The 23,238-nt window shown below is 42.0% G+C and carries 23 protein-coding genes and 2 pseudogenes; 15 read left to right on the forward strand and 10 right to left on the reverse strand.

Going from position 1 to position 23,238, the window contains the following annotated elements:
• Positions 1-173 precede the first annotated feature (173 nt).
• Both AC5V8P_RS04165 and AC5V8P_RS04170 read right to left on the reverse strand, forming a co-directional pair.
• The gene (locus AC5V8P_RS04165; protein WP_064798175.1) at positions 174-797 is read right to left on the reverse strand and encodes a hypothetical protein; all 624 of its coding nucleotides are present in this window, start codon (positions 795-797) and stop codon (positions 174-176) included.
• A 670-nt stretch (positions 798-1,467) separates the two neighbouring features.
• The gene (locus tag AC5V8P_RS04170; RefSeq protein ID WP_064798176.1) at positions 1,468-3,744 is read right to left on the reverse strand and encodes a preprotein translocase subunit SecA; all 2,277 of its coding nucleotides are present in this window, start codon (positions 3,742-3,744) and stop codon (positions 1,468-1,470) included.
• Between the two features lie 367 nt (positions 3,745-4,111).
• On the opposite strand from AC5V8P_RS04170, the gene AC5V8P_RS04175 reads away from it, so the two are divergent.
• Together AC5V8P_RS04175 and AC5V8P_RS04180 are read left to right on the forward strand one after the other, a co-directional pair.
• Positions 4,112-4,585, forward strand: coding sequence for a copper amine oxidase N-terminal domain-containing protein (locus tag AC5V8P_RS04175; RefSeq protein ID WP_063212954.1), 474 nt, complete (start codon positions 4,112-4,114; stop codon positions 4,583-4,585).
• A gap of 366 nt (positions 4,586-4,951) precedes the next feature.
• On the forward strand, positions 4,952-5,281 hold the full coding sequence (locus tag AC5V8P_RS04180) for a YxxD family cognate immunity protein YxxD (RefSeq protein ID WP_064798177.1): 330 nt from the start codon (positions 4,952-4,954) through the stop codon (positions 5,279-5,281).
• A 55-nt stretch (positions 5,282-5,336) separates the two neighbouring features.
• Here the strand turns inward: AC5V8P_RS04180 and AC5V8P_RS04185 are convergent, their stop codons facing one another.
• Positions 5,337-5,660, reverse strand: coding sequence for a DUF3139 domain-containing protein (locus tag AC5V8P_RS04185; RefSeq protein WP_063208615.1), 324 nt, complete (start codon positions 5,658-5,660; stop codon positions 5,337-5,339).
• Between the two features lie 128 nt (positions 5,661-5,788).
• Between AC5V8P_RS04185 and AC5V8P_RS04190 the strand changes: the two genes are divergently transcribed.
• The 6 genes and pseudogenes from AC5V8P_RS04190 to AC5V8P_RS04215 all read left to right on the forward strand — a co-directional run bounded on the left by AC5V8P_RS04190 (position 5,789) and on the right by AC5V8P_RS04215 (position 9,943).
• A complete protein-coding gene (locus AC5V8P_RS04190) occupies positions 5,789-6,334 on the forward strand; it encodes a hypothetical protein (protein ID WP_063208617.1) in 546 nt (181 codons plus the stop codon).
• A gap of 24 nt (positions 6,335-6,358) precedes the next feature.
• Positions 6,359-6,938, forward strand: a pseudogene (locus AC5V8P_RS04195) (restriction endonuclease).
• 390 nt (positions 6,939-7,328) lie between these two features.
• On the forward strand, positions 7,329-8,492 hold the full coding sequence (locus AC5V8P_RS04200) for a WXG100 family type VII secretion target (protein WP_064798178.1): 1,164 nt from the start codon (positions 7,329-7,331) through the stop codon (positions 8,490-8,492).
• Positions 8,493-8,505: 13 nt separating this feature from the next.
• Positions 8,506-8,757, forward strand: a complete 252-nt coding sequence (locus tag AC5V8P_RS04205; protein ID WP_064798179.1) for a hypothetical protein — start codon at positions 8,506-8,508, stop codon at positions 8,755-8,757.
• A 138-nt stretch (positions 8,758-8,895) separates the two neighbouring features.
• A complete protein-coding gene (locus AC5V8P_RS04210; protein WP_064798180.1) occupies positions 8,896-9,444 on the forward strand; it encodes an RNA 2'-phosphotransferase in 549 nt (182 codons plus the stop codon).
• A gap of 196 nt (positions 9,445-9,640) precedes the next feature.
• Positions 9,641-9,943 (forward strand): YunC family protein, encoded by a 303-nt coding sequence (locus tag AC5V8P_RS04215; protein ID WP_064798188.1) that lies wholly within the window; start codon positions 9,641-9,643, stop codon positions 9,941-9,943.
• Between the two features lie 145 nt (positions 9,944-10,088).
• Here the strand turns inward: AC5V8P_RS04215 and mtnA are convergent, their stop codons facing one another.
• The gene (gene mtnA, locus AC5V8P_RS04220; protein ID WP_064798181.1) at positions 10,089-11,198 is read right to left on the reverse strand and encodes an S-methyl-5-thioribose-1-phosphate isomerase; all 1,110 of its coding nucleotides are present in this window, start codon (positions 11,196-11,198) and stop codon (positions 10,089-10,091) included.
• Positions 11,195-12,427 (reverse strand): S-methyl-5-thioribose kinase, encoded by a 1,233-nt coding sequence (mtnK, locus tag AC5V8P_RS04225; protein ID WP_064798189.1) that lies wholly within the window; start codon positions 12,425-12,427, stop codon positions 11,195-11,197. Before mtnK ends, mtnA begins: the two co-directional genes overlap by 4 nt.
• A 304-nt stretch (positions 12,428-12,731) precedes the next feature.
• Here mtnK and AC5V8P_RS04230 point away from each other — a divergent pair, with 304 nt between their 5' ends.
• From AC5V8P_RS04230 to sufB, 6 genes are all read left to right on the forward strand, one after another.
• Positions 12,732-13,202: a Dps family protein gene (locus AC5V8P_RS04230; protein ID WP_064798190.1), complete on the forward strand. Its 471-nt coding sequence runs from the start codon at positions 12,732-12,734 to the stop codon at positions 13,200-13,202.
• A gap of 416 nt (positions 13,203-13,618) precedes the next feature.
• On the forward strand, positions 13,619-14,401 hold the full coding sequence (gene sufC, locus AC5V8P_RS04235; protein ID WP_063213735.1) for a Fe-S cluster assembly ATPase SufC: 783 nt from the start codon (positions 13,619-13,621) through the stop codon (positions 14,399-14,401).
• A gap of 23 nt (positions 14,402-14,424) precedes the next feature.
• On the forward strand, positions 14,425-15,729 hold the full coding sequence (sufD, locus tag AC5V8P_RS04240; protein ID WP_063213734.1) for a Fe-S cluster assembly protein SufD: 1,305 nt from the start codon (positions 14,425-14,427) through the stop codon (positions 15,727-15,729).
• Entirely contained in the window at positions 15,726-16,949 is a 1,224-nt protein-coding gene (locus AC5V8P_RS04245; protein ID WP_064798182.1) for a cysteine desulfurase, read from the forward strand. Before sufD ends, AC5V8P_RS04245 begins: the two co-directional genes overlap by 4 nt.
• On the forward strand, positions 16,939-17,361 hold the full coding sequence (gene sufU / locus AC5V8P_RS04250; protein WP_063213732.1) for a Fe-S cluster assembly sulfur transfer protein SufU: 423 nt from the start codon (positions 16,939-16,941) through the stop codon (positions 17,359-17,361). Before AC5V8P_RS04245 ends, sufU begins: the two co-directional genes overlap by 11 nt.
• A 30-nt stretch (positions 17,362-17,391) precedes the next feature.
• A complete protein-coding gene (gene sufB, locus AC5V8P_RS04255) occupies positions 17,392-18,789 on the forward strand; it encodes a Fe-S cluster assembly protein SufB (protein ID WP_064798183.1) in 1,398 nt (465 codons plus the stop codon).
• A 198-nt stretch (positions 18,790-18,987) separates the two neighbouring features.
• On the opposite strand, the gene AC5V8P_RS04260 is transcribed toward sufB, so the two are convergent.
• The gene (locus AC5V8P_RS04260; protein WP_064798184.1) at positions 18,988-19,398 is read right to left on the reverse strand and encodes an AraC family transcriptional regulator; all 411 of its coding nucleotides are present in this window, start codon (positions 19,396-19,398) and stop codon (positions 18,988-18,990) included.
• 443 nt (positions 19,399-19,841) lie between these two features.
• The gene (locus AC5V8P_RS04265) at positions 19,842-20,267 is read right to left on the reverse strand and encodes a CPBP family intramembrane glutamic endopeptidase (protein ID WP_231116973.1); all 426 of its coding nucleotides are present in this window, start codon (positions 20,265-20,267) and stop codon (positions 19,842-19,844) included.
• 231 nt (positions 20,268-20,498) lie between these two features.
• Here AC5V8P_RS04265 and AC5V8P_RS04270 point away from each other — a divergent pair, with 231 nt between their 5' ends.
• Positions 20,499-20,753: a hypothetical protein gene (locus AC5V8P_RS04270; RefSeq protein ID WP_495473561.1), complete on the forward strand. Its 255-nt coding sequence runs from the start codon at positions 20,499-20,501 to the stop codon at positions 20,751-20,753.
• A gap of 95 nt (positions 20,754-20,848) precedes the next feature.
• Here the strand turns inward: AC5V8P_RS04270 and AC5V8P_RS04275 are convergent, their stop codons facing one another.
• The 3 genes and pseudogenes from AC5V8P_RS04275 to AC5V8P_RS04285 form a co-directional block, all read right to left on the reverse strand.
• Positions 20,849-21,877, reverse strand: a complete 1,029-nt coding sequence (locus AC5V8P_RS04275) for a hypothetical protein (RefSeq protein WP_495473562.1) — start codon at positions 21,875-21,877, stop codon at positions 20,849-20,851.
• Positions 21,878-22,022: 145 nt separating this feature from the next.
• Positions 22,023-22,454 (reverse strand): hypothetical protein, encoded by a 432-nt coding sequence (locus tag AC5V8P_RS04280; protein WP_064798187.1) that lies wholly within the window; start codon positions 22,452-22,454, stop codon positions 22,023-22,025.
• Between the two features lie 670 nt (positions 22,455-23,124).
• Positions 23,125-23,238, reverse strand: a pseudogene (locus AC5V8P_RS04285) (IS5/IS1182 family transposase); the annotation flags it as partial.

Consider the following 23,238-nt stretch of genomic DNA (forward strand, 5'->3'; position numbering starts at 1 on the left):
CTGATTCGCCACCAGCATATACGATGGCAACAGAATTGATTGAACTAACTGGAAACATTAGTTCAATGACAACAGTGGGGTTTCAAGACTTTATTTATCAAGTTTTGCGTCCGCCGCTGCTCCTTTATTATACTGGTCCATATTTAGCTGGTGTTAGATTTGGAAGAGAAGAATTATGGTTTTTTCGTGATTTTAGGCAATTCTTCGACTGCGATTTCAGCCCATTTGACAGAGCCGTATGGTGAACTACCTCCCACCAATACATCTGGACTAAGAATATTGATCAAATAAGCACCAGGTTTTTGAATAACGACAGAACCGTTAAAGGATTTATCTTGTTTGAGCGGGATAACGGTCTTTTTTTCAACTTCAATAAAATCATCGTTTTGAAATGCTGCCACTCCAAAAGAAACTTCATTGCTTTCCAGATACGTATCGGTCACGACTCCAGCAATTGCTATTGGATCTCCAGCCTGCACACGGAGGTACCCCTGTGTCGGCTTGGTAAAGCGGATATCTTGCGCGTTGCTTGCATGGTTGTACCTGATAGGAACGGAGGACGGTTTTAATACCTTGCGACGGACCATTATCTTAGCAGATCCTTTATCATTTGTTGTTATTTCCAATGGGTTTGGACCGGGACGAAGCTCAACTGAATATTCAATCCGCACAGCTGCATCCTCTACTACAACGGGAAGATTGGAAGTTGAATTCTCCGCATAACTCAGAGCCGTTGGAAGCAGGCCAGAAATTAGAAGGCAGGAAGATACAAGTAGAGAAACAAAAATTCGTCTCATTGAATAAACACCTAATTTCATTTTTTTATCATATATACCAGAAAAACGAAAAAAGTTGCACAGATATAGTCTTTTATTCTGGCCATTAGTCTTTTTGAATAACTTAGTTCTTTCATTCAACTGCTTTTCTTATTTTGTTTTATGACAAGCTCTATGATACTTCGACACGACTTTTACTATAAGATAAAAGAGACTAATTTACTTTGGAGGTGTCTTTTTGGAGTTATTTCTATTTATACTTAACATTTTAGTTATCCTCCTTTCTATTGCTGGCGGGGTGCTTTTAATTGGATTAGTGTACAGAGGATATGTACTGCTAGGTTTACTTATTGCTGAGAAAAAGAGAAGAATAACGGATCAATCTCAAAATCAGGCTTGACTATTAGCCCAACATCCGATGGCGGTTACATTCAATGAGAATGTCTGCTTTATAGCGGCTACGCTTGTTGCCATTGGCATATCAATCCCTCCTCAAAATGAGTGCAAAAAAGCCGCCATAGCTTTGGCGGCCGTGATTGGTAAGTTTATACCGATTATAAAGTTGAGAAATCCAAGCGGACGTCCAAAGTCAACACGGAGTCAATGCTTCGCTTCAACTTTTTCAGCGCAGGATGACTCGAGCGTTCGCTCGTATTTGTCCCGATCATCCTCGAAAAAAAGCTACACTGCATCAAAATTTTGACAGTTTGAATATCGGCCTCAAAATCTTGCGAATCCCAAAAGCAAATACAGTCATTGCGGTCCACGAGCTGCGCATATTCTGAATATATTGATCGTTGATGATATAAGTTCGAGTGGAAGTAGGGCTCTTCAGACCAAACTCTTCCCACTTCGCCGGATCATTCGAACTTCCGAGCCTTACAAGCATATTCGCTGACTCGCTATTTATTTTAGCTGGAATTTGCTCGTATGCTTGGATGATTTGCTCATGAAATTCGTCGATCGGATTGCGGCTAGCAAGGCTCTCCAAGTGGATGCCTTCGCGAAGGTAAGAAACGTATGCCAGATGGTCAGCCCAGAACTTGTCAATATAATAAAGCCGTACCCGCTGCTCTGAAGGGCTCATCGGCGTTTCTCCTTTCAAAATTGCGAGCCGCTCCTCGTATAGAATACGTCGCTGTTCCTCCACCATATCCGAATAACGGTTTAATTCCTGGTGGATATCGAAGTTCTGGCCCATAATAACGCGCTGAATATGCGCGATTTTGCTGCGTAGCACCGGGTCTTCGAGAGTCTCATCCTGCCTGTGGGCGTGACTCGCTTTATCGATGCCGAACCGAAGTAACAACTCGTCCTCTAAGCTTACGAAAAATACGGAAGCTCCAGGGTCGCCTTGGCGTCCAGAACGCCCGCGCAGTTGGTCGTCGATTCGCACGCTTTCGTTAACATGCGTACCAATCACGTACAACCCTCCCAGCTTGGCGACAACTTCTGCTTGCGTAGGGTTGCCACCGCCGAGCCGAATGTCGACGCCGCGTCCCGCCATATTCGTAGACACCGTCACGGCGCCGATTTCTCCCGCTCTTGCAATGACCTCGGCTTCTTCTGCGTCGTTTTTCGCATTCAGAACATGGCAGGGTACGCCGGCAACCGCTAGCGCCTTTGCGAGCATGTCAGACTCCTCCACGCTTGACGTACCAATGAGAATCGGCCGTCCCGTCGCATGGACGGACGAGATTTCTTGGACAAGCGCCTTAAGCTTGGCTTCCTTATGAGTATAAATCCGATGCGGTTGGTCGATCCGTATGTTTGGTCGGTTCGGTGGAATTTGCACGACCTGCAGTGCATAAATCTCTTTGAATTCCATTGCGGAAGCGTACGCGGTAGCCGTCATTCCGCAAATTTTTGGATATAGGCTAATGAAGTGTTGAAGGGTAATCGTTCCGAGAATTTTTCCGCCGACTTTCGAGTGCAGCCCTTCTTTGGCTGCAAGCGCGGCTTGCAGTCCTTCTGGCAAATGCCTGTTCTCCGCCACGCGGCCGGTATATTCGTCGATCAGCTCGATTTTACCGTCCCGGACGATGTAATCGACATTCTTTTTCAATAACGTTTCCGCATACAACGCGCAATTTAACGACGACAACAAATGACTATTATGGCTTTCGTACAAATTGCCGCATCCCAGCAACGACTCCGCTTTCGCAGCGCCCGCTTCATTCAAATAAACGTTCCGCTTGAACTCGTCGAAGTCGTAATACTTATCTTGCTCAAGCTGCCTAGTCACATCTGCGAAACGAATTACGTCGTTGCCGGAAGAATCCGGCTCTCCAGCGATGACTAGCGGCACCCGAGCTTCGTCGAGTAGCAGTGAGTCCGCTTCGTCGACGATGACATAGTGAAAAGGACGATGCACGGTATCGGCTTTGTTTAGTGTGATCGTGTCACGCAAATAATCGAATCCCGCTTCTTTGGCCGTCACATAGGTTATATCCGCGGCGTACGCTTCTCGTTTCTCGGACAAGCTCATGCCTGCTTGAACCGAGTTTACCGTTAACCCGAGGAAACGATAGATCGGACCCATCCACTCCGCATCCCGATTTGCCAAATAATCGTTAAAAGTGAGCACATGAACGCCTTCGCCGGTCAGCGCATTTAGATAAGCAGGCATAACAGCAGAGAGTGTTTTTCCTTCGCCGGTATGCTGCTCGATCACAAATCTCTCGTGCAGAGCGATAGCAGCCATAATCTGGACATCATAAGGCTGTAATCCGAGCTTTCGCTTCGCTGCCTCGCAGACTAGCGCATAGGCATCGACAAGCAGTTCATCCAAAGGCGTCCCCGATTTTGCTTCCTTTTTCAGCCGGAGAGATTCCGCTTTCAGCCGCTGATCGTCCCATGCTTCCAAATTCCGTTTCCTAATGAGTTCCGCTTTGTCCCGATAGCCTTTTAGCTTATTCTGAGTATCGCGGTCTTTGAATTTTTGCATCAATTTGACGGCTAAATTCATTGGAATTTGATCCCTCCTCGGTAGAAACACGTAATTCTAATAGTGGCTAAAGTATAATCAAACTCTATAATAATAGCAAAGTTTGGAATAAAAAAGCACCTTCCTTGCTTCATTGGCGGCACCAGTTGCCGTTAACACTTGCACTCTTAGCCGCTGACAACCTTTAACTGTAAAGCCATACGACATGCCGAATATCCAATAATCATGCAAGCAACGACTATTAAAGAGGTGTATAGGAGCGGAATTCACCCGAGTAGTATCTTATTACTAAGCAACGATGTATGATTCACAGGAAAAGTACATCTTGGAGGTCAGAAAGATATATTTTCAGTAAATTGTTAATTTTAACAAAGGGAGAGATGGATACATGATGAAAAAATTCTTTACGGGTTCCGTATTTTTTATTTTTTCACTTGTATTAAGCGTACAAGCCAGTGCAACAAAACATTCTTATAATTACACAATTAATGTACAGGTAAACGGTGTTCCTATCAATTTTGGAACTAATTCAGATTCACCTCCATATATTGAAAATGCTACAAATACAGCTTTTGTTCCTCTTCGCTTCGTTTCTGAAAATTTAGGAGGGAAAGTAAGAGACTGGGACAAAAATTCACAACAAGTCACAATCGAATCAAAGAATGGAACTGTAATTAAATTGGCGATCGGTAGTAAGATTGCATATGTCAACGATGAGGAGAAAATGATGCTGGCGGCACCGCAGATTCCTACAACTCGTGTTCAAGTTCCTTTAAGAATTGTTTCCGAAGTGTTGGGAGCTAAAGTGGATACCCAAAAAATAGGTGAAACATTAAATGTGAACATTACAACCTCTAATTAATATTTCTTAAATAAGACTATTCTATTTTTCAAAGCAGATCCATTCTGTATTCGCTCAATCTTTTAAAAAGGAATTCGATAAAAGCATTGAAGATTGTCAGTTAATTGCTGAGAAGATAATGAATATTACAAAATAATTTATTTAAGAGCTTGCTCCTTTAACAATAAAATGGGAGTAGGCTTTTTTTGCATAATTGGTCAATCAAATAAAGGACCGAGTTTTTGAATATAGCAAACAACAGTATCATCCATGATAAGATGGTTGTGCCTGGATAGGGTGATAAGGAGTTGGGGCAATGATTCATTTATAGCCAGTAGCTACCATTGAATTTGAAGACGAGAAGAGCCTTAAACCAAGGAGGAATTTATGGGATATGATTCTTTAATAAAAGCTATTATTTCAGTGCCAAAAGAAGAATTAACTTTTTATTGGGGAAATGGATTAAAGATTATTGGTACTAAGGACACCATCTATGAAACAAACAATGATTTAGATGAAGATGATAATGGGTTCCTTGAATATGATGCTGCAATTATTGAAGTTAAAAAAATAGTATCTAAGCCGATTAACGATAAAGGAAGTATATATAAATGGTTGCAAAAAGGAAAAAGTTCCTTTATTGAAATTTCTCTCCATGACGACCCCCCTAGCATGATTACATCTTCAGATGGGTCTATTATCTGGAAAAATGAATAGCCTAGACCACCCTCAATTGAGTAGTTTTCACTGAATTAAGGATAATCTTTCGTTTTTATTTGTTTTCATGATGTTTATAATTATAAGTACCATCATCTACTCCTTTAATAGGGGCTTGGTTATACTGAATAATTTTACCTTGCTCCTTTTTATAAAAATACCTTGCATTGATTTCGTCCTTAAATATAACTTGTGTACTAACTAAGGGAGCTTTAGCTATTTGAGTTTCAACTGAATAAATTTCAGATGGTTTGTATCCTTGAGCTTTTACAAGATAGCTGAATACTTCGTTTTGGGTATAACTTTTAGTGTAACTACTAAGTATCCAAATGCTCGCAATTAGAGTTACTATAAAGATTGCTATTCCATATTTTTTCATAGCGACCTCCTTTTTTAATTGAAAGAATAGAAATAATTCAGTTTTTCTTCTAATGCTTTTTAATTATATTTACTCTTACCTTTATTTCCCTTATGATAATTGTAATACTAGCAGATAAGGGGATACATATGAAGAAAGCTATTTTATTAATGCTCATGTTTGTTGTTTTAATTCCATCACAAGTATTGGCGGCAACATCTACAAAAGCTATGTCAACAAGTGAAATCGAAAGAATATATTTTGAGAATTACAAAGATCATGTAAAAGAAATTAAAGCTGCACAAAAAAAGCTTAATGCTGTTCTAGGGGCAGAAGTTCGTGAGCTAACTCAAAGATTAAACCAAGCCTCTGCACGTTATAAAAATGAAGTGAAAAATAAGTCTAGTAAAGCAGTAATAGCTCAAGCCAAGGCTGATTGCGATAAACTAAAGAAGCAGCTCAGCGTGGCAAAGGTGGAACTAAGTAAAAGCATTAAAAATTACAAGCGAGAAAGTGACCAAATTTTAAAGGATATTGCCAAACAGAAAGCAGATCTTATAAAATTTATTAAGAATCACACGGCAGGAAAAGATAAACTTACGGAATCTCAATTTAGCCAACAAGTTAATGGAGAAATTATGTCGATCGGTAATTCATTTACTGAAGCTTTAAAAACATTAACAGAAGCTGAATAATAGGGTGCAAGGCAGCAGGATTACCTGTTGCCTTTTTTATTTAGGTTACTTAAAAAGCCTAAAGTCCAAGAGCGATATAAAGTAACGCAGGATATTGATCCTTACAAAATCGGCATAAGTGAGATAGATCGTATGGAAGATGGCAAGGATTTTGAAATTTATTTGTGCAAGCTGTTCAATTGCTTGGGTTATAGTGATGTGTATAAGACACAAGGCAGTAGAGTTTACAGATCGTGAGGGATACCGTAATGTCCTTCAGGCCAAACGGTATGCAGTCACCAATCCTGTTGGGTTGGGTGCGGTTCAAGAAGTGTATAGCTGTATGCGATTTTACAGAGCTAAGAAATCTATTGTGATTACTTCAAGTAAATACACAAGCTCGTGTGAACAGTTAGCCAGTTATAATGGAGTGAAGCTGCTGGATCGCAATGATTTAATTCGAATGATCGAGCTATTCCAAGAACAACAGCATAGCAAAGTAAAAGATATCATCGAAGCTGAGCCTTACTTGAGTCTGGATTCATGGGATGATTATAGGAATAACAGTAAAGTGATTAAAAAGGATCGTAAGACTGAAAAATACGAGAAACAAACTGTGTTGTAACGAAGGAAAACAGGACCGGAACGGATAGGGAGGATACCCCCTTACCAGTCCGTTTTTCACTTTTTTTACACAAAAGACTGTCTAATGGTCGAAGAAAAACTACTTTTGGAAGAGATCCATTTGTAGACGGAGGGCTAAACAAGAAGGGATGTGCATATAGAGTCAAACAAGATGCAGAAGGCAGAAGTTACAAAAACGCTTCTCACATTATTCCTTTGTTACAGATTAAAGATTAAAGAATGAAGATGAAGATTAAAAAATGATGAATTTAAGCCTTTAGACATAGGTAGAAAGGTTAATCCTTCATATAACAATTAGGAATTAAGTTCATTTTCCATAAATCGGAATAGTGTTACTATGTCATAACGAACTCATGACTAGAGGTAACCTATGACAACTATTAAAGTGACACCTGAGCAACTTATGACTGTCTCCAAGCAGTTTGAGTTAGCACAGCAAACGACAACTCAAATGAATAGCAATTTAGTACAACAAATTTCATCTATGGGACAATTGTGGGAAGGACTGACTAAAGAGCACTTTTACTATTCCTTCCAGACCTCTCAGAAGAATATGAATGACTTTATTACCCTGATGGATTCTATTGCTAGGGAGTTACGTCACCATGCAGATAAATTCAGATTAGCAGACCTGATGGAAGCAGGTAATATTGACGCAAGTTGTTTACCGCCCCCACCGAATTCATGTGCTGTTCCTGCTCCAGATACACGAAATGCATTCCAGAAGTCGGTAGATAGCTTAACTGAACTAGGTCAGGATTTTGTAGATGCTAATTCAGTACGTTATGAGAAAAAGTTTGATTCGGTTTGGAGCTTCTTAGATTATATGTCATATAGTATTCCAAAAGGAATGTATCAAGGGTACATGGAACGGGCAGCTAAACAAAATGATTCGTGGAATGACATGCTCAATTTCGGTACATTTGGAATATCGGGTATGATTCAGGGCGCATTTAATCCTACCAATGCGTGGTCAAAGGAACACTGGGCTAATATGATCGGTACAGCAGGATTGTTTGGAGGAGTCAGCTCAGTTATTAAGCCTAAAGTTGGTTTGAAACCATCTATTCAGTATGAGATTCCGAAGAATAATACGAGTTCCAGCTTACGGAATTCAATAGAATCTGAATCTAAAACAGAAGTACAAACAGGTGGGAGAAACGATCTTTCAATTGATGAATATTTTCGTAGAGAAGCTGAAGCAGATGAGATGTATGATCAAATCAGAGCTTCAGATAGTGATGTAAGAGCAATAGCTGAAAATTCTGGAATGAAGGAAAGTAGGATTCAAAGAATCAAAGAACACGTTTTCATAAAAGAACACATAAAATCAAGTGGTTATGGCAGATTTCATTCTGATTACGAAATAGCTCAAGCATGGAATAGATTACAAAAAGGGATACAAACAGAAAAAGATATAGATTTACTTAACCATGAATTGTTTGAATCTAGATTTGAGGGTATATTTAAAACAAACTATGAGACTGCTCATAACGCTGCGGTAAGGTCGGGTCGTCCATGGGAAATAGAGTAGAGGAGATTTTATAATGGGAGCGTTTGTTTTACTTTTTAAAGAACATGAAGATGATACAGTAGTTATTTATAGATATGGTCCAAACGAACACACGATGGGGAAAATTCAATTAAACAAGGATACTAAGCTGTTCTCTGAAATTGAACCTTTATCAGATTCGAATCATTCAAACAAATTTTATTTTGATAGGGCTGCACAGCGGATGGCACGTTGCTTCGTTAAAGAAGGCGGTATATTTCCCGACAAGATGACATTTGAATCATAAATTAGCTTCAGGAATACAAACCAAGCTTGCTCCATGATAATAAAGTGAGAGTAAGCTTTTTTCATTGCAATCTATCTGATTAAAAAGGAAAATTTTCATCCACCCAGAATTAAGAGACGATTTTAGAAGGAGCATACCATGTTAACGCCAAAACAAGAAGAGAGCTTAAGCAAATTTATGAGTAAGATTCTTAGGCATACACCAGAACAGTTTGGTCTTGAGCTGGATCATGAGGGTTATTGTGACATTCAAGACCTGATTCTAGGAATAAGGTCAGTGGATAGATGGTCTAATGTCAATGAGTCGGATATCAAGCAAGTAGTAAGCCATTGTCCAAAACAAAGATATGAGATTGCTAATGGATACATAAGAGCTAATTATGGGCACAGTGCCGGCAAATTAAATTATGAGGAAGCCACTCCACCAACGATTCTCTATCACGGTACAAACACAAAGGTAATCCATAACATTTTCACCGAAGGAATTAAGCCAATGGGCAGAAAGTATGTACATCTGTCTGATTCCGTTGAGTTTGCAATTTTAGCGGGCAAAAGACGTGGAGAACTAGTGATCCTCGAAGTAGACACAGCAAAGGCATTAGCTAATCAAGTGAAGTTTTATAAAGCTAACCATGGGGTTTGGCTTGCTGATCTTGTACCCCCACAGTACTTAAAGAAGTTTGAATAGAGCGTAACCCTAGACCATTAACGATGATCACAGAGACTAGATGGAAAAAATCCGTCTGGTCTTTTTGATATCACCTATTTTGCTGTACATACACTCCCCTCCTAATAATTTGAATGTATCCACGGGTGTCCACACTTACCCGCAAATGCCGCATAAAATATCCCGGATGAACAAAGAGGAGGTGCATGAAATCACCATGATACACATGGAACCTATTCAAGTGGGTGAGCATACATTTATCGGAGTTGAGGTCAAACTGCCAAAAACAACGCTGTTGACGATCTCTAACTCCCGTGGTTACATCATGTGTGGTGCGCTGGATGTCGGATTGCTTAATGAACGGCTGGCCGATCGGAAAATTCTGGCCGCACGAGCTGTGGGGGTAAAGACGCTGAAGGAATTGTTAGAGGCACCGATGGAGTCAGTGACGACGGAAGCCGAGGAACTTGGAATTAAGCCGGGGATGCCAGGTTATGAGGCACTATTGAAACTGGTGTAAGAGAAGTTTACTAATAGTTGTTGAATAAAAACAAAAAATTCAAAAAAACCGGGCGCTGCGGCTCCGGTTTTTTCTATGAGAAGCTTCATTTTTAGCGGGTAGAACCATTTGAATTTTATACGATGTGTATGACCTGCAAGAACGATTAATCTGCAAACAAAGCGGTGAGATTCTCGTTAAAAGGGGCTTGAACGATTCCCTTTTCAGTAATGATGGCGGTAATGTACTCATGAGGTGTAACGTCGAAAGCAGGGTTGTAGACTTTAATGCCTTGCGGGGCAGTCCTTTTGCCAAAGCTCTCGGTCACTTCCTCCGCAGAGCGCTCCTCAATCGGAATATCTGCACCTGTGGCAGTCTGCAAATCAATGGTAGATAACGGGGAAGCAACATAAAAAGGGATACCATGCGCCTTCGCCAGTACAGCCAGGCTGTAGGTGCCGATTTTGTTGGCTACATCCCCATTAGCGGCGACTCGATCCGTACCGACGATGACAGCTTGCACCCATCCTTTGGCCATGACCATGCCTGCCATATTGTCACAGAGCAGGGTGACATCTATACCTGCTTGCTGAAGCTCAAAGGCGGTCAGACGTGCACCCTGCAATACAGGGCGAGTTTCGTCAGCAAATACTTTCAGATGGATGCCGCTCTCCTGTGCAAGGTACATTGGTGCGAGTGCTGTCCCGTATTTAGCTGTTGCCAAGCCGCCTGCATTGCAATGAGTAAGCACGCCCATCCCGTCCTCGAACAGAGGTAAAGCATGGATGCCGATTTGGCGACAGACTTCTTCATCCTCTGCCTGAATGGCCATAGCTTCACACTCCAGCCCTGCATTCCAGTCTTCGATCTGGCCTCCCTCAGCCTCTGTGATGAGTTCGCCGGCTCGCTTCTTCATGCGGTCCAGAGCCCAGAACAGATTCACAGCCGTCGGCCGTGAGGTGGCTAAATGCCCGCATACCGCGTGTACATGCTCCAGCCATCCAGCAGCGTCGGTGCCGCGATAGGAGGTAGCCCCCAGCACAACACCATAGGCTGCGGCCATCCCAATAGCGGGGGCACCTCGTACCTTCATGGCATGGATGCCATCCCACACTTCCTCAGTTGTGAACAAATCCAGCATGACTATCGTTTCAGGCAGTAGACGCTGATCCAGCATGGACAAGTGGTTACCCTTCCACACCAGCGATGACAGAGCCTGTCTGGATACAGCTGATTTTCGGGAGGATGCAGGGAGAGACTCCTTATTTTCACTCATACTCTTGATGCTCCTTTAGTTTGGGTCACTGTCGCTGTCCGAACAATGTCTCCTAGTTCCCGGATCGAATGAAGCTCACGATTGTGTAGAACCAGGGTTTTTCCGATCGATAAAGCCAGACGTTCCGCGGCTTCCTTGATGTCAGGATCGGCAATAGTGTCGATATCCGCCACATGCGACAGACTGATGATCCGGCGGATCACTTTGCAACCTGCAAAACCAATCGTATCTTGCAGCACTTTCTGGAGATACAAATCCTGATACCCGGCTGTACGTGCCAAATGATCGGTGACATGCTCGTCCCACAGTGTACGGAACCTGCTCTCAAACTGCTCCCATACTTGCATGGCAGTCTCCAGGAGCCAGTCACGTCGTTCCTTTAGCTCCTTTTCGCCAGAAGTCCATCCAGGCTGTGCTGCATAGTTCAACAGCAAATTGGCGATAACCGCTCCGATATCAAACCCCATGGGACCGTAGTAGGCAAATTCAGGATCAATGACTTTAGTCGATTCAGTCGTTACAAAAATGCTGCCAGTATGAAGGTCACCATGCAGAAGCGCTTCTGTTCGTGTCATGAACTTTTCTCGCAGTAAAGCCACTTCCAGGTGAAGCGCCTGATTTGAACGGAGTGCCTCTGCTTCGTCTTCGATGTACTCACCGTAGTTGTTATTATCGGAAAAACGATACGGTTCATCCAAAATCAGATCCTCAGTTATTTTACAAAGTTCAGGGTTGATAAAGCGTTTGACCAGTTCCTTTTTATCCTGCTGATTCATGCCCAAATCTGAGGTGAAAAAGAGTGTGCGTGCCAGAAATTCCCCGATATGATTAGCAAAAAGAGGATATGTGTTGCCTTCTATTAGCCCCTTGCGCATGATAGTGTGGGAGCTAAGATCCTCCATTACGGTTAACGCAAGCTCATCGTTATAGCCCAGAACTGCAGGAACTAATTCGGGACAAAGCTGGTGTTCCTGCTGAAGTGCCTCGCGTTCAATACGGGCGCGATCCAGCGACAACGGCCAGGATTCACCCACAATTTTTACATAGGGAAGTGCCTGCTTGGCAATGATACTTTTGTTAGAGTTGGAATCCTTAATATGAAAAACCAGATTTAAGTTGCCATCACCGATTTCTCGGCATTCCAGATGAGCTTCCTGACTAAAAAATCCGGGGATGTTCTTCACAAATTCGATTGCTTCTTCAGTCGTTAAAGGATGATATTTGGACAATGAGGTCACCTCCGTAAATTGTGCATGTAAATGGTTGATCAATATCACAATATTAAACCAAGTATTTTGATAGGATAGAACAAGTATAACGAAAATCACTGAATATTTGTACATTTTTTTTATGATGAATTAGAAGCGAAGGCAACTCTTCTTTTTGTTTCGTCTCTGTATTGAAAGGGTAAATATGAAACAGACGTCCGGCAGGTGATATTCAACTACCCGCTGGCGTCTTACCGTCAACAGTACGGTGATGGATACTTAAAGGCTTCTGAAAGTCAATTTGATAAAAAGGAAGGGATTTATGATGGCTAAAACAACAAGTAACTCGAAAAATACGCAAACCAAATCGGTGGAGGAACTGTTAAACCGTCAAGTCGCTAACCTCAATGTGTTATATGTAAAAATTCATAACTATCACTGGTACGTGAAGGGCTCCAGTTTTTATACACTCCATGTCAAATTCGAAGAATTATACAATGAAATAACATTAAAAATGGACGAGATTGCCGAGCGTCTGCTCGCCTTGAAAGGTTCTCCTTCCGCAACGTTGAAGGAATACCTGGAACTGTCCTCAATTGACGAGGCCACTGGCAATGAAGATGCACTAAAAATGGTACAAACCCTGATTGAGGACTTTGCGACTGTATGTGAGGAGTTTCAAGAAGGGATCGAAATGGCGGAAAGCAATTCCGATCAGCCTACTGCAGATTTGCTGATCGGCTTTAAAGCCGATCTGGAGAAACATATGTGGATGCTTCGCTCTTATTTGGGCTAACTCGTCAAGTTTTGGCTCAATCGCACAAGGTTTAGTTTGACGAATATGAAACCCCTACATGTAAAACGCTACTGACGTCATGCTGTCAGTAGCGTTTTTATGGCTAAAAGAGATGATGATATCTCATGGTTTTTTGTACTACACTATAACGATATAATCATTCGCAGGATGTATTTTGTCATTTGTGCGCTTGATAGGATGAACATTTTATGAAGAAAGGTGGATAACGTGCGTCTGTTGGTTGCACCCTTAAAGATATTTATTATAAAATAACTTGAGAATCATTGAGAATCAGTTTAGAATGATTATAAATAAATTTTTAAATATTACATTTGCTTGAAATCAGGGGGCTCCCCTGTTTAAATATACTTTCTGATTTCGACACCACACTACATTTTTTGGAGGGTATTGCGAATATGGCTACAAACTTTAAGATTGAAGGTCTCAAAGCGACCATCGAAGGCAAGGAAATTTTGAAAGGTATTAACCTCGAAATGAAGGGCGGAGAAATCCATGCCATCATGGGTCCTAACGGAACGGGTAAAAGTACACTTGCGTCTGCTTTGATGGGTCATCCTAAGTATGAAGTCACAGATGGCAAAGTAACTTTGGATGGAGAAGACGTACTGGATATGGAAGTGGATGAGCGTGCACGTGCAGGATTGTTCCTGGCGATGCAGTATCCAAGTGAGATTGCAGGGGTAACAAACTCCGACTTTTTGCGTAGTGCAATCAACGCGCGCCGTGAAGAAGGACAAGAGATTTCCCTGATTAAGTTTATCCGTCAAATGGAAGGCAAAATGAAAGAGCTTGAAATGAATCCTGAGTTTGCTCACCGTTACCTGAACGAAGGTTTCTCCGGTGGTGAGAAAAAGCGGAATGAAATTCTGCAAATGATGATGCTTGATCCGAAAATTGTCGTTCTGGACGAAATTGACTCCGGCCTGGACATCGATGCTTTGAGAATCGTAGCTAACGGTGTAAATGCTATGCGTTCTGAAGATCGTGGCTTCCTTGTGATTACTCACTACCAACGTCTGTTGAACTACATCAAACCAGATTTTGTACACGTAATGATGCAAGGGCGTATCGTTAAATCCGGTGGTCCTGAGCTTGCAGAGCGCCTGGAAGCGGACGGTTACGACTGGATCAAGGAAGAACTGGGTATCGTTGATGAAACTGTAGGACAAGAGGCGTAAGCCGGAAGCGAGGAGGAAAACTGATGACAACACAAACAATCCTTCCGGTAGATTCCGAGCAACTGCGTGTTCTGTCCGAACGTAATGGTGAGCCAGCATGGCTGGCTGAAGACAGACAAAAAGCACTTGAGCTTGCAGGCCAACTGGAGCTTCCGGTATTTGAAAAAACAAAAATCGAGCGTTGGAGTTTAAACGATTACGGTCAACATAAACTGAGCGAGGTCATTGCATCGGTAGGGCAGGTTCCTGCAGCTATTGCTGATCTCGTCAAAGAACAGCAGGAGGGCGGTCTGATTATACAGCGCAACTCTGGCGCGGTATACGTGAAGCTGAGCGAGGAACTGGCGGCGCAAGGCGTCATTTTCACAGATTTGCATACGGCGGTTAAAGAGCATGGCGATTTGGTCAAAGCTCATCTGAATACTGTTATTAAAGCAGAAGAAAATTCATTGTCTGCACTGCATGCAGCACTCTGGAACGGTGGAGTATTTGCTTATGTGCCTAAAAATGTAGAATTGAACGTTCCACTTCAAGCTGTGTTCCTCACGGATGATGCGACTGCAACATTTGCGCCGCATGTGCTGCTCATCGCTGAAAACCATAGTTCAGTAACGTACGTAGACAACTATGTATCTGCGGATTTGACGGCACCTGTTCTTCATAACGGTGCGGTAGAAGTGGTTGCAAATGCTGGCGCTAAAGTACGCTATGCCACAGTGCATCAGTTTGGAGAGCAGGTAACGGATATTTCCATTCGTCGTGCCACGCTGGGAAATGACGCTGCAATCGAATGGATTGTAGGCGAAATGAACAACGGCAATACAGCGAGCAATACCATGTCCGTGCTCAAAGGCAATGGCTCCAACTCGGATGCTAAGGTTATTGCTGTAGGTTCCGGTTCACAAAAGCTGAACTATACGACACAAGCACAACATTTTGGTAAAAATTCCGCAAGTCAGATGATTACGCGCGCAGTTATGCGTGAAGAAGCATCTTCCATCATTAACGGAATTACGAAAATTGAAAAAGGCGCTACCAAAGCAGATGGTCAGCAAACGGAGCGTGTTCTGATGCTTAGCCCGCAAGCACGTGGTGACGCTAACCCGATCCTGCTAATTGATGAAGACGATGTAACAGCAGGACACGCAGCTTCGGTTGGTCAGGTGAACCGTGAGCAAGTGTATTACTTGATGTCCCGCGGAATTAGCCGGGCAGAAGCTGAACGGTTGATTATTTATGGCTTCCTGGCACCTGTCGTATCTGAAATTCCGCTTGAAGGACTTCAACATCAGCTGCAAAGCCTTGTTGAAAGGAAGTTAGGCCAATGAACACTGCATTGATCCGTGAACAATTCCCGATTTTACATCAGGAGATTAACGGTCATCCGCTGGTTTATTTGGATAATGCGGCCACTTCGCAAAAGCCGCTGGCGGTCATCGAGGCAATCAAGCACTACTATGAATTAGATAATTCGAATGTGCACCGTGGTGTGCATACCTTGGGTAGTCGAGCTACGGATGCTTATGAAGGTGCGAGGGAGAAGGTAGCCCGCTTTCTGAATGCCAAGCGCAGTCAGGAAATCATTTTTACACGTGGTACAACAACGGCGCTGAATCTGGTGGCTTCTTCGTACGGGAGAGCTAACTGTAAGGAGGGTGATGAAATTGTCATCACTCAGATGGAACATCACAGTAACCTGATTCCGTGGCAACAGGTAGCCAAAGCCACTGGTGCGACTTTGAAATATATTCCGCTTCAAGAGGACGGTAGTGTTGATCTTGCGGACGTGGAGACAACCGTCACAGAAAACACAAAAATTGTAGCGATTGCGCATGTCTCCAATGTACTTGGTGTTGTAAATCCGGTCAAAGAAATTGCTGCTATTGCACATCGCAAAGGGGCAGTCATCGTTGTCGACGGTGCGCAAAGCACGCCACATATGAAAGTAGATGTGCAAGATATAGATGCTGATTTTTATGCTTTCTCTGGTCACAAAATGTGTGCTCCTACAGGAATTGGTGCACTCTACGGCAAGAAGGCGCTTCTGGAAAATATGGAGCCCATTGAGTTTGGCGGTGAAATGATCGACGATGTGGGATTGTATGAATCCACATGGAAGGAACTACCTTGGAAATTCGAAGGTGGTACCCCGATTATTGCTGGAGCTGTCGGCCTGGGTGCGGCTATTGATTTTCTGGAAAGTATCGGACTGGACGCCATTGCACAGCATGAGAGCCGTCTATCCAACTATGCCCTCAAACGCCTTCGGGAAGTAGAGGGTTTGACGATTTACGGACCTGCTGAACGTCATGTTGGGCTCGTAACATTCAACCTGGATGACGTGCATCCGCATGATGTAGCTACCGTATTGGATAGCCAAGGGGTGGCCATACGTGCGGGCCATCATTGCTGCCAGCCACTGATGCGCTGGTTGAAAGCCAGTGCAACTGCACGTGCCAGCTTTTACCTCTATAACACAGAAGAAGATATCGACGCTCTGGTCAGCGCCTTAATCCAAACAAAGGAGTATTTTGGCGATGCAACTTGATGACTTGTACCGACGCGTGATTATGGATCATTATAAAAATCCGCGTAATCGCGGACGTTTTGAGGACGATGCTGTTACGGTGGATTTGAACAATCCTACGTGTGGTGACCGGATATCCCTTCAACTCAAAACGAAAGACGGCATAGTCGAGGATGCCCGTTTTACTGGCGAAGGCTGCTCGATTAGTATGTCCTCGGCTTCGATGATGACAGAAGCGGTCAAAGGTAAAACGATTGATCAGGCCTTGGATATGGCGAGTCGTTTCTCTTCTTTAATGAAGGGCGAAGCTGTCGAATTTGAAGATTATGAAGAATTGGAAGCTTTGTCAGGCGTTAACAAGTTTCCGGCCCGCATTAAATGTGCGACCTTGGCTTGGAATGCGCTGCGAAAAGGAATTGACGAAGATAAATAATTTAAATAGGACAGAGGAGGTTTGAGAAACATGGCCAAGAAAGCACCGGAAATGGAAGAGTATAAGTATGGCTTTCGTGACGAGCACAAGTCCATTTTCCAAACAGGTAAGGGTCTCACTCCGGAAATTGTAAAAGAAATCTCCAAAATTAAGGGTGAACCGGATTGGATGTTGGAGTTCCGTCTGAAAGCATTGAAGCAATTTGAAAAAATGCCAATGCCAAAATGGGGCGGAGACATGGATGAACTGGATTTCGATGATATCCAGTACTATGTAAGACCTTCCGAAAAACAAGGGAAAACGTGGGAAGAGGTTCCTACAGAAATAAAGGAAACCTTTGATAAGCTGGGAATTCCTGAAGCGGAGCAAAAGTTTTTGGCTGGTGTATCCGCACAGTATGAATCCGAGGTTGTCTACCACAGCATGCAAAAAGATCTGGAAGAGCAGGGTGTCATTTTCATGGATACCGATACGGCGTTGCGTGAGCATCCTGAGATTCTGAAAGAGTACTTTGCAACAGTTGTACCTCCTGCGGACAATAAGTTTGCAGCACTGAACAGTGCGGTATGGTCAGGCGGTAGTTTTATCTACGTGCCTAAAGGTGTAAAATGTGAAATTCCATTGCAGGCTTACTTCCGTATCAACTCGGAAAATATGGGTCAATTTGAGCGTACGCTCATTATTGCTGACGAAGATAGCTTTGTGCATTATGTAGAAGGCTGTACAGCTCCAATTTACAGCACGAACTCGTTGCATAGTGCCGTGGTGGAAATCATTTGTAAGAAGAACGCACGCGTTCGTTATACAACGATCCAGAACTGGGCGCCTAACATCTACAACCTGGTAACCAAACGTGCGGTAGCTGAAGAAAATGCAACGATGGAATGGGTCGATGGAAACATCGGTTCCAAGCTGACAATGAAATATCCTGCCGTTGTATTGAAAGGCCGTGGCGCGAAAGGGATGGTCTTGTCCATCGCGGTTGCAGGCAAAGGCCAGCACCAGGATGCCGGTGCGAAAATGATCCACTTGGCACCAGATACTACATCGACCATTGTATCCAAATCGATCAGTAAGCACGGTGGTAAAGTAACATACCGCGGATTAGCTTCCTTTGGCCGTCAGGCTCAAGGTGCAAAATCGAATATTAAGTGCGATACGTTGATTTTGGATAATCAATCAACTTCGGATACTATCCCTTATAATGAGATCATGAATGACGATATCACGCTTGAGCACGAAGCAACGGTGTCCAAAGTATCGGAAGATCAGCTGTTCTATCTGATGAGCCGTGGTCTGACCGAAGCAGAGGCTACACAGATGATCGTTATGGGCTTTATCGAGCCGTTCACCAAAGAACTGCCGATGGAATATGCGGTAGAAATGAACCGTTTGATCAAGTTCGAAATGGAAGGTTCTATCGGTTAAAATGCGGTAAGCCTTGGTGAGACAAGGTACTAGCGGTAATTAAGCTGTTAAACCGGGGACGTGCCGATTTTGTGCCGACTCGGATTTCCTTTTAGTATAGGAGGCGAACTTTTTAAGTTCGTCTTCTTTTATTTTTATAAAAGGGAATTAGTATTAGACTGCCTTCAATAATAGAAACAACCCTATGCCTTAATACGTCTACTGAATCGGAACGCAAATTTCGCAATAATGATTATTAATAAGTTCAACTGTATATCGCTCCAAGATAGGTCTGGTTTCATCTAAGCTGAACCTTTTAATTTCCAACTCCAGGAATATTTCAGTCCAAGCTTTATGAACAGCTTCTGCTGTATGATTTATTTTAAAAACAGCGTATCTTCCTCCACTAATGTTGCTCAAGTTTACTTCATCAGTATTAACACAGTAATCATCAGGAAGAACCAAACATGCATCATAGCGACAATTTTCCGGCTTCACAAATGCAGGATTATCTTGGGCAATACCAAGAATAATAGATGTCTTATTAAATAAATTATTCGATTTAACCCAACATTTAAATTTCTCCATTAGTTGTGAATTTGCAATTCCATAAGGACCAATCTGTCTCATGTATGCAATTCTACAAGAGGGTATTTTTCAATTTTAGCCTTCATATTTTCTTCGCTTTCTTTTTAAAGTACATCGATGTCTGAAACCATCATATAATGCTTTAAAATTAGAAACAAATCAATTTTTAAAAATAGTCAATGAATAAATTTAGATTTCAGCCTGTTAGTTGAGAAAACGGCAGCCACTTTAATCGGCTACCGTCTGTTCATGTTTATTGAGTTATTGTTCACGTTAGCTCTATATAAATTCATAATAATAGTCCGTTGGATATTGTATAGGGAGTTTTAAGCGTATAATCCAAACATTAAGCTTCACAGTCGTAACGAACGTGCTAACTTCTTCTACTAATAAGGCTAATTCTTTTATAACTTCATTTTCTCCAGGTTCAATAACATCATCGGTAAAAACATAAAGGATTGACGCACTAAAAGGAATAGGTATATTTATTGCCTTAAATAAATAAGAATATTATAGACACTATGTGCAATCGTTGGAGCCCATATCGAAGAAGTCTTTTTATATATATATCCAAGAATGTATCCTACGAGAAATATGGTCACATAGTTAAGAAGTGAATATCCTGAAATAATACCTATTGGAAAGTGTATCCCCATAAAAAGTATGGCTTGTATAAAGTTGTATCCTTTTACCCGATGGTCTCTTAGTTTATTCATAACGAATCCCCGGAATACTACTTCCTCAGAAAATGCAGTTAACGGTGTAATAATCCATCTGATTCCTATGTCCAATCTAAAACCATTAAAGATAGTAACCTCGATTGCTACCAATAATAATCCAATAATTCCGCCAGTAAATACTCCCTTGATGATATTTTGTTTTAATTTTATGTAGTCAATGATTTGTTGCAACTTTACTCGATCGATATATACGAAATAAATGACCACCAGCCCAATCCAAAAAATCATTTTTACCAAGAAGGATATCAAATAAAGCTCCAAATTAGTTATTTTTGGATGTAATGTTAGCTCCTTAATTGTCCAGCCTATATAAAAAAACAATATAAAGAGAATAAGTTTACTTTTAGCCATTTTTTTGTTGCCCTCAATAAATTTCAGCTAATAGTTTAATATTACCATAAAATGTTCGGAAACTCTAATATTTGTGGTGATTTTGGATTGGAGTATCGGAGTATCGGAGTATCCCAAGTAGAGTTAAGGTCTGCAATTGAGAAGGCATATCTAGAGTATAAGGCCAAAACAAAAGCAGTACTGGCTACTGAAGCACAGCCAAACAAGGATGCAGCACAGGCAGCAGCTAAGGAAGCTGTATCTGGTCTGGCTGCAAAGCTTAATGATTTCTTGGCGCAGGCTACGGCAGAGGTATCATCCGGCTAAAGTTAATAAGTAAACACTAAGCAGATAAAGAAAGCCGGAAAGATAGCATAAGCTTGCTTCTTTCCGGCTTTTTGGCATATCGCTCATCAGAACAATTACTTGTTCAGCAGCATGAAGTTATTGATAAAACCCTCTTTCTGTATGAAGATAGGGGTTTGGGTTTTCGAAGTGAAGTCATAATAGTACACGCCACGTCCTTCGTCCTCATTTTTCTCAGAGGCGCTTCCCAAATAATAAACTCCCTTGCCGTCGGGGGACATATAGACAAATTGGCGGGAAAAAATAGGTAATTTTATTTTGGTGCGTTTACCTGTTGTAATATCAACCAGACTATACTCAGTAGTGCCGAAACTAGTTAACCGGCTAGTTACGAGAAGCAGTTTATCATTACTGCTGGACATTGAAGATATTTTCTCTTTTTTCAGTGTAATGATAGGACGCTCTCGCTTGGTGCTGCTATTGATTTCTGTAACCTTGTAGTCCGGGGGAACCATAATGGCTTGTGTACGGTTTGAGATGGCTCTTTGTTTATCTCGTTCCTTCTCTGAATAATGTGCACTGTAAATTGCTTTTTTTGCTGGATTATAGGTTATAGACCAAGTGCTTTCCTCCTGATTTTCATCATGCATAATTTGCATGGTACGCGTTGATTTATTGTAGAACATAGTTTTAAGTGTCCGCTCTCCTTTTTTGACCGCAACCAGAACGAGGGGGCCATCTGGAATAGTTGGTACGATACGATTGATGGCAAACAAATTATCGGTAAGCTGTTCGATTTTTTTGGTATTCAAGTCATACGAAAATAATTGGTCTCCCTTATCACCAACATCAGCAGAGTAATAAATTTTGTGATCAGGCAAGGACACCACAGAAAGCGGGTATTGAGAGGTATAAGAAACATCGGCCAGCTTGGTTAATTTTTTACTGTTTAAGTCATACGTCATGACCCGCATAACCATACCTTTATCTGTATTTTTCCCATTCACATATTCTGTATAAGTCATGGATAGATATTGGCCCTGCTCGCTTGGGGCTGCCTTTTCGCCTGATTGGATTTGTTTGGGTGTGGCAGATTCTGTTGATGGGGTAGAAGAGGTAGAGCAGGCTGACAATAAAGCTGGCACGAGTAGAGAAAGTATAAAGCATCTGTAGCGGAGTGTTCTCAAAACTATGCATCCTTTCTGAAAAAAGTTATGAATCAAACTTAACATGATACAAAAAGGGAAAAGGATAGGACACGAGATCCCATCCTTTTTTGGTATAAAGGTATTAAAAAGAATAAGAATATATTCCAGAAAATGAGGTGTACGAATGCCATGTTAAACCTAGATCCTCTATACCTGTTTTCCAAATATCAATGATTGCATCTGGAAGAGACCCGTTATCAGCTTTATTAAAAGTAGCTACGGCATCGTTATCAGTATTTCTCACCCTAATGTCTGTCCCAAAATCAGGATTATCAATAGCCCCTTTTGTTGCGCAGTCACCTCTTCGGAGTCTATTGCCATTTTCCCCATACGTGTCCGTGAAGTTGGTTCCTCTCCCTGTGCCTAGAACAGAGCCATGCTTGTCTCCACTAATAGAAATTACATTATTAGATGCTCCGTATCTGTAATCCCCAGCTGGGTTTCGTGTTCCGCGTGGCAATGCATTAAGTCCATAAACATCCGAAGACATTCTATTTTCTTTTGGCAGGATCATGTCCTTGATAAGACCTTCACCATCATAAGTTACTTTTAGTCCAGGTTGTGGGGCAGGGTTTTCAAAATGGTATACGGGCCGGGGTGTCTTGTCTTTTTCTCACAAATGGGGGTCAGTCCCGAAAGCTCTTGTTAAACGATGAGTAGGAAATCATAAATCAATGTGATTTACTTCGTCTTTTCAAAAAATTTACAAAAAGCATAACAAGCAGTATACAGAAAAATACTGCAAAAGCAATCACGATCCACCACTGAGGGTCAATTATATACAACACGATTCCAATAAGAAGAACTATTGTTGTTATTGCAATTCTCACTTTCAACATTGTGCTTTTACTTATCCGAGGCTTCAATTTTCGTATTGTAATTTGAATTATTATAGCAAGTACAATGAAAAATATTGAAGTGAATGAATTATAGATAATACCAGCTCCATTTAGTCATTATGCCTATCACATGCTCCAGCGGGGACTGTTAAAGATGGGAATTAAGAGTTGCTTGTGATGGAGTATCCTGTCTACATCAAGTTTATCGTAATTCCCTTTCCCCTATCTTGGATTTTAAGGGATTGTGCAAGAAGTCCTACTTCTGTCCCTGCACCATTACTGAGCACCATCAACACCCGATCAAACAACTGTTATTACGGAATGGACTAGAGCGTGTCTTCAAACCTAATTTAACCATAGCAAAATAGAAGCCAGCGTTAAAAAGGCTCCAAACGTGCAGGATAACTTATCATATCGTGTAGCCAGCCTGCGATAGTGCTTCAATTTGTTAAACAAGCA

It is taken from the genome of Paenibacillus sp. N119s (assembly GCF_059447605.1).

Coding starts and splice junctions, on each gene's coding strand:
- AC5V8P_RS04165 (WP_064798175.1), bottom strand. CDS start 797: ATGAGACGAATTTTTGTTTCTCTACTTGTATCTTCCTGCCTTCTAATT.
- AC5V8P_RS04170 (WP_064798176.1), bottom strand. CDS start 3,744: ATGAATTTAGCCGTCAAATTGATGCAAAAATTCAAAGACCGCGATACT.
- AC5V8P_RS04175 (WP_063212954.1), top strand. CDS start 4,112: ATGATGAAAAAATTCTTTACGGGTTCCGTATTTTTTATTTTTTCACTT.
- AC5V8P_RS04180 (WP_064798177.1), top strand. CDS start 4,952: ATGGGATATGATTCTTTAATAAAAGCTATTATTTCAGTGCCAAAAGAA.
- AC5V8P_RS04185 (WP_063208615.1), bottom strand. CDS start 5,660: ATGAAAAAATATGGAATAGCAATCTTTATAGTAACTCTAATTGCGAGC.
- AC5V8P_RS04190 (WP_063208617.1), top strand. CDS start 5,789: ATGAAGAAAGCTATTTTATTAATGCTCATGTTTGTTGTTTTAATTCCA.
- AC5V8P_RS04200 (WP_064798178.1), top strand. CDS start 7,329: ATGACAACTATTAAAGTGACACCTGAGCAACTTATGACTGTCTCCAAG.
- AC5V8P_RS04205 (WP_064798179.1), top strand. CDS start 8,506: ATGGGAGCGTTTGTTTTACTTTTTAAAGAACATGAAGATGATACAGTA.
- AC5V8P_RS04210 (WP_064798180.1), top strand. CDS start 8,896: ATGTTAACGCCAAAACAAGAAGAGAGCTTAAGCAAATTTATGAGTAAG.
- AC5V8P_RS04215 (WP_064798188.1), top strand. CDS start 9,641: ATGATACACATGGAACCTATTCAAGTGGGTGAGCATACATTTATCGGA.
- mtnA (WP_064798181.1), bottom strand. CDS start 11,198: ATGAGTGAAAATAAGGAGTCTCTCCCTGCATCCTCCCGAAAATCAGCT.
- AC5V8P_RS04230 (WP_064798190.1), top strand. CDS start 12,732: ATGGCTAAAACAACAAGTAACTCGAAAAATACGCAAACCAAATCGGTG.
- sufC (WP_063213735.1), top strand. CDS start 13,619: ATGGCTACAAACTTTAAGATTGAAGGTCTCAAAGCGACCATCGAAGGC.
- sufD (WP_063213734.1), top strand. CDS start 14,425: ATGACAACACAAACAATCCTTCCGGTAGATTCCGAGCAACTGCGTGTT.
- AC5V8P_RS04245 (WP_064798182.1), top strand. CDS start 15,726: ATGAACACTGCATTGATCCGTGAACAATTCCCGATTTTACATCAGGAG.
- sufU (WP_063213732.1), top strand. CDS start 16,939: ATGCAACTTGATGACTTGTACCGACGCGTGATTATGGATCATTATAAA.
- sufB (WP_064798183.1), top strand. CDS start 17,392: ATGGCCAAGAAAGCACCGGAAATGGAAGAGTATAAGTATGGCTTTCGT.
- AC5V8P_RS04260 (WP_064798184.1), bottom strand. CDS start 19,398: ATGAGACAGATTGGTCCTTATGGAATTGCAAATTCACAACTAATGGAG.
- AC5V8P_RS04270 (WP_495473561.1), top strand. CDS start 20,499: ATGTTCGGAAACTCTAATATTTGTGGTGATTTTGGATTGGAGTATCGG.
- AC5V8P_RS04280 (WP_064798187.1), bottom strand. CDS start 22,454: ATGATCCTGCCAAAAGAAAATAGAATGTCTTCGGATGTTTATGGACTT.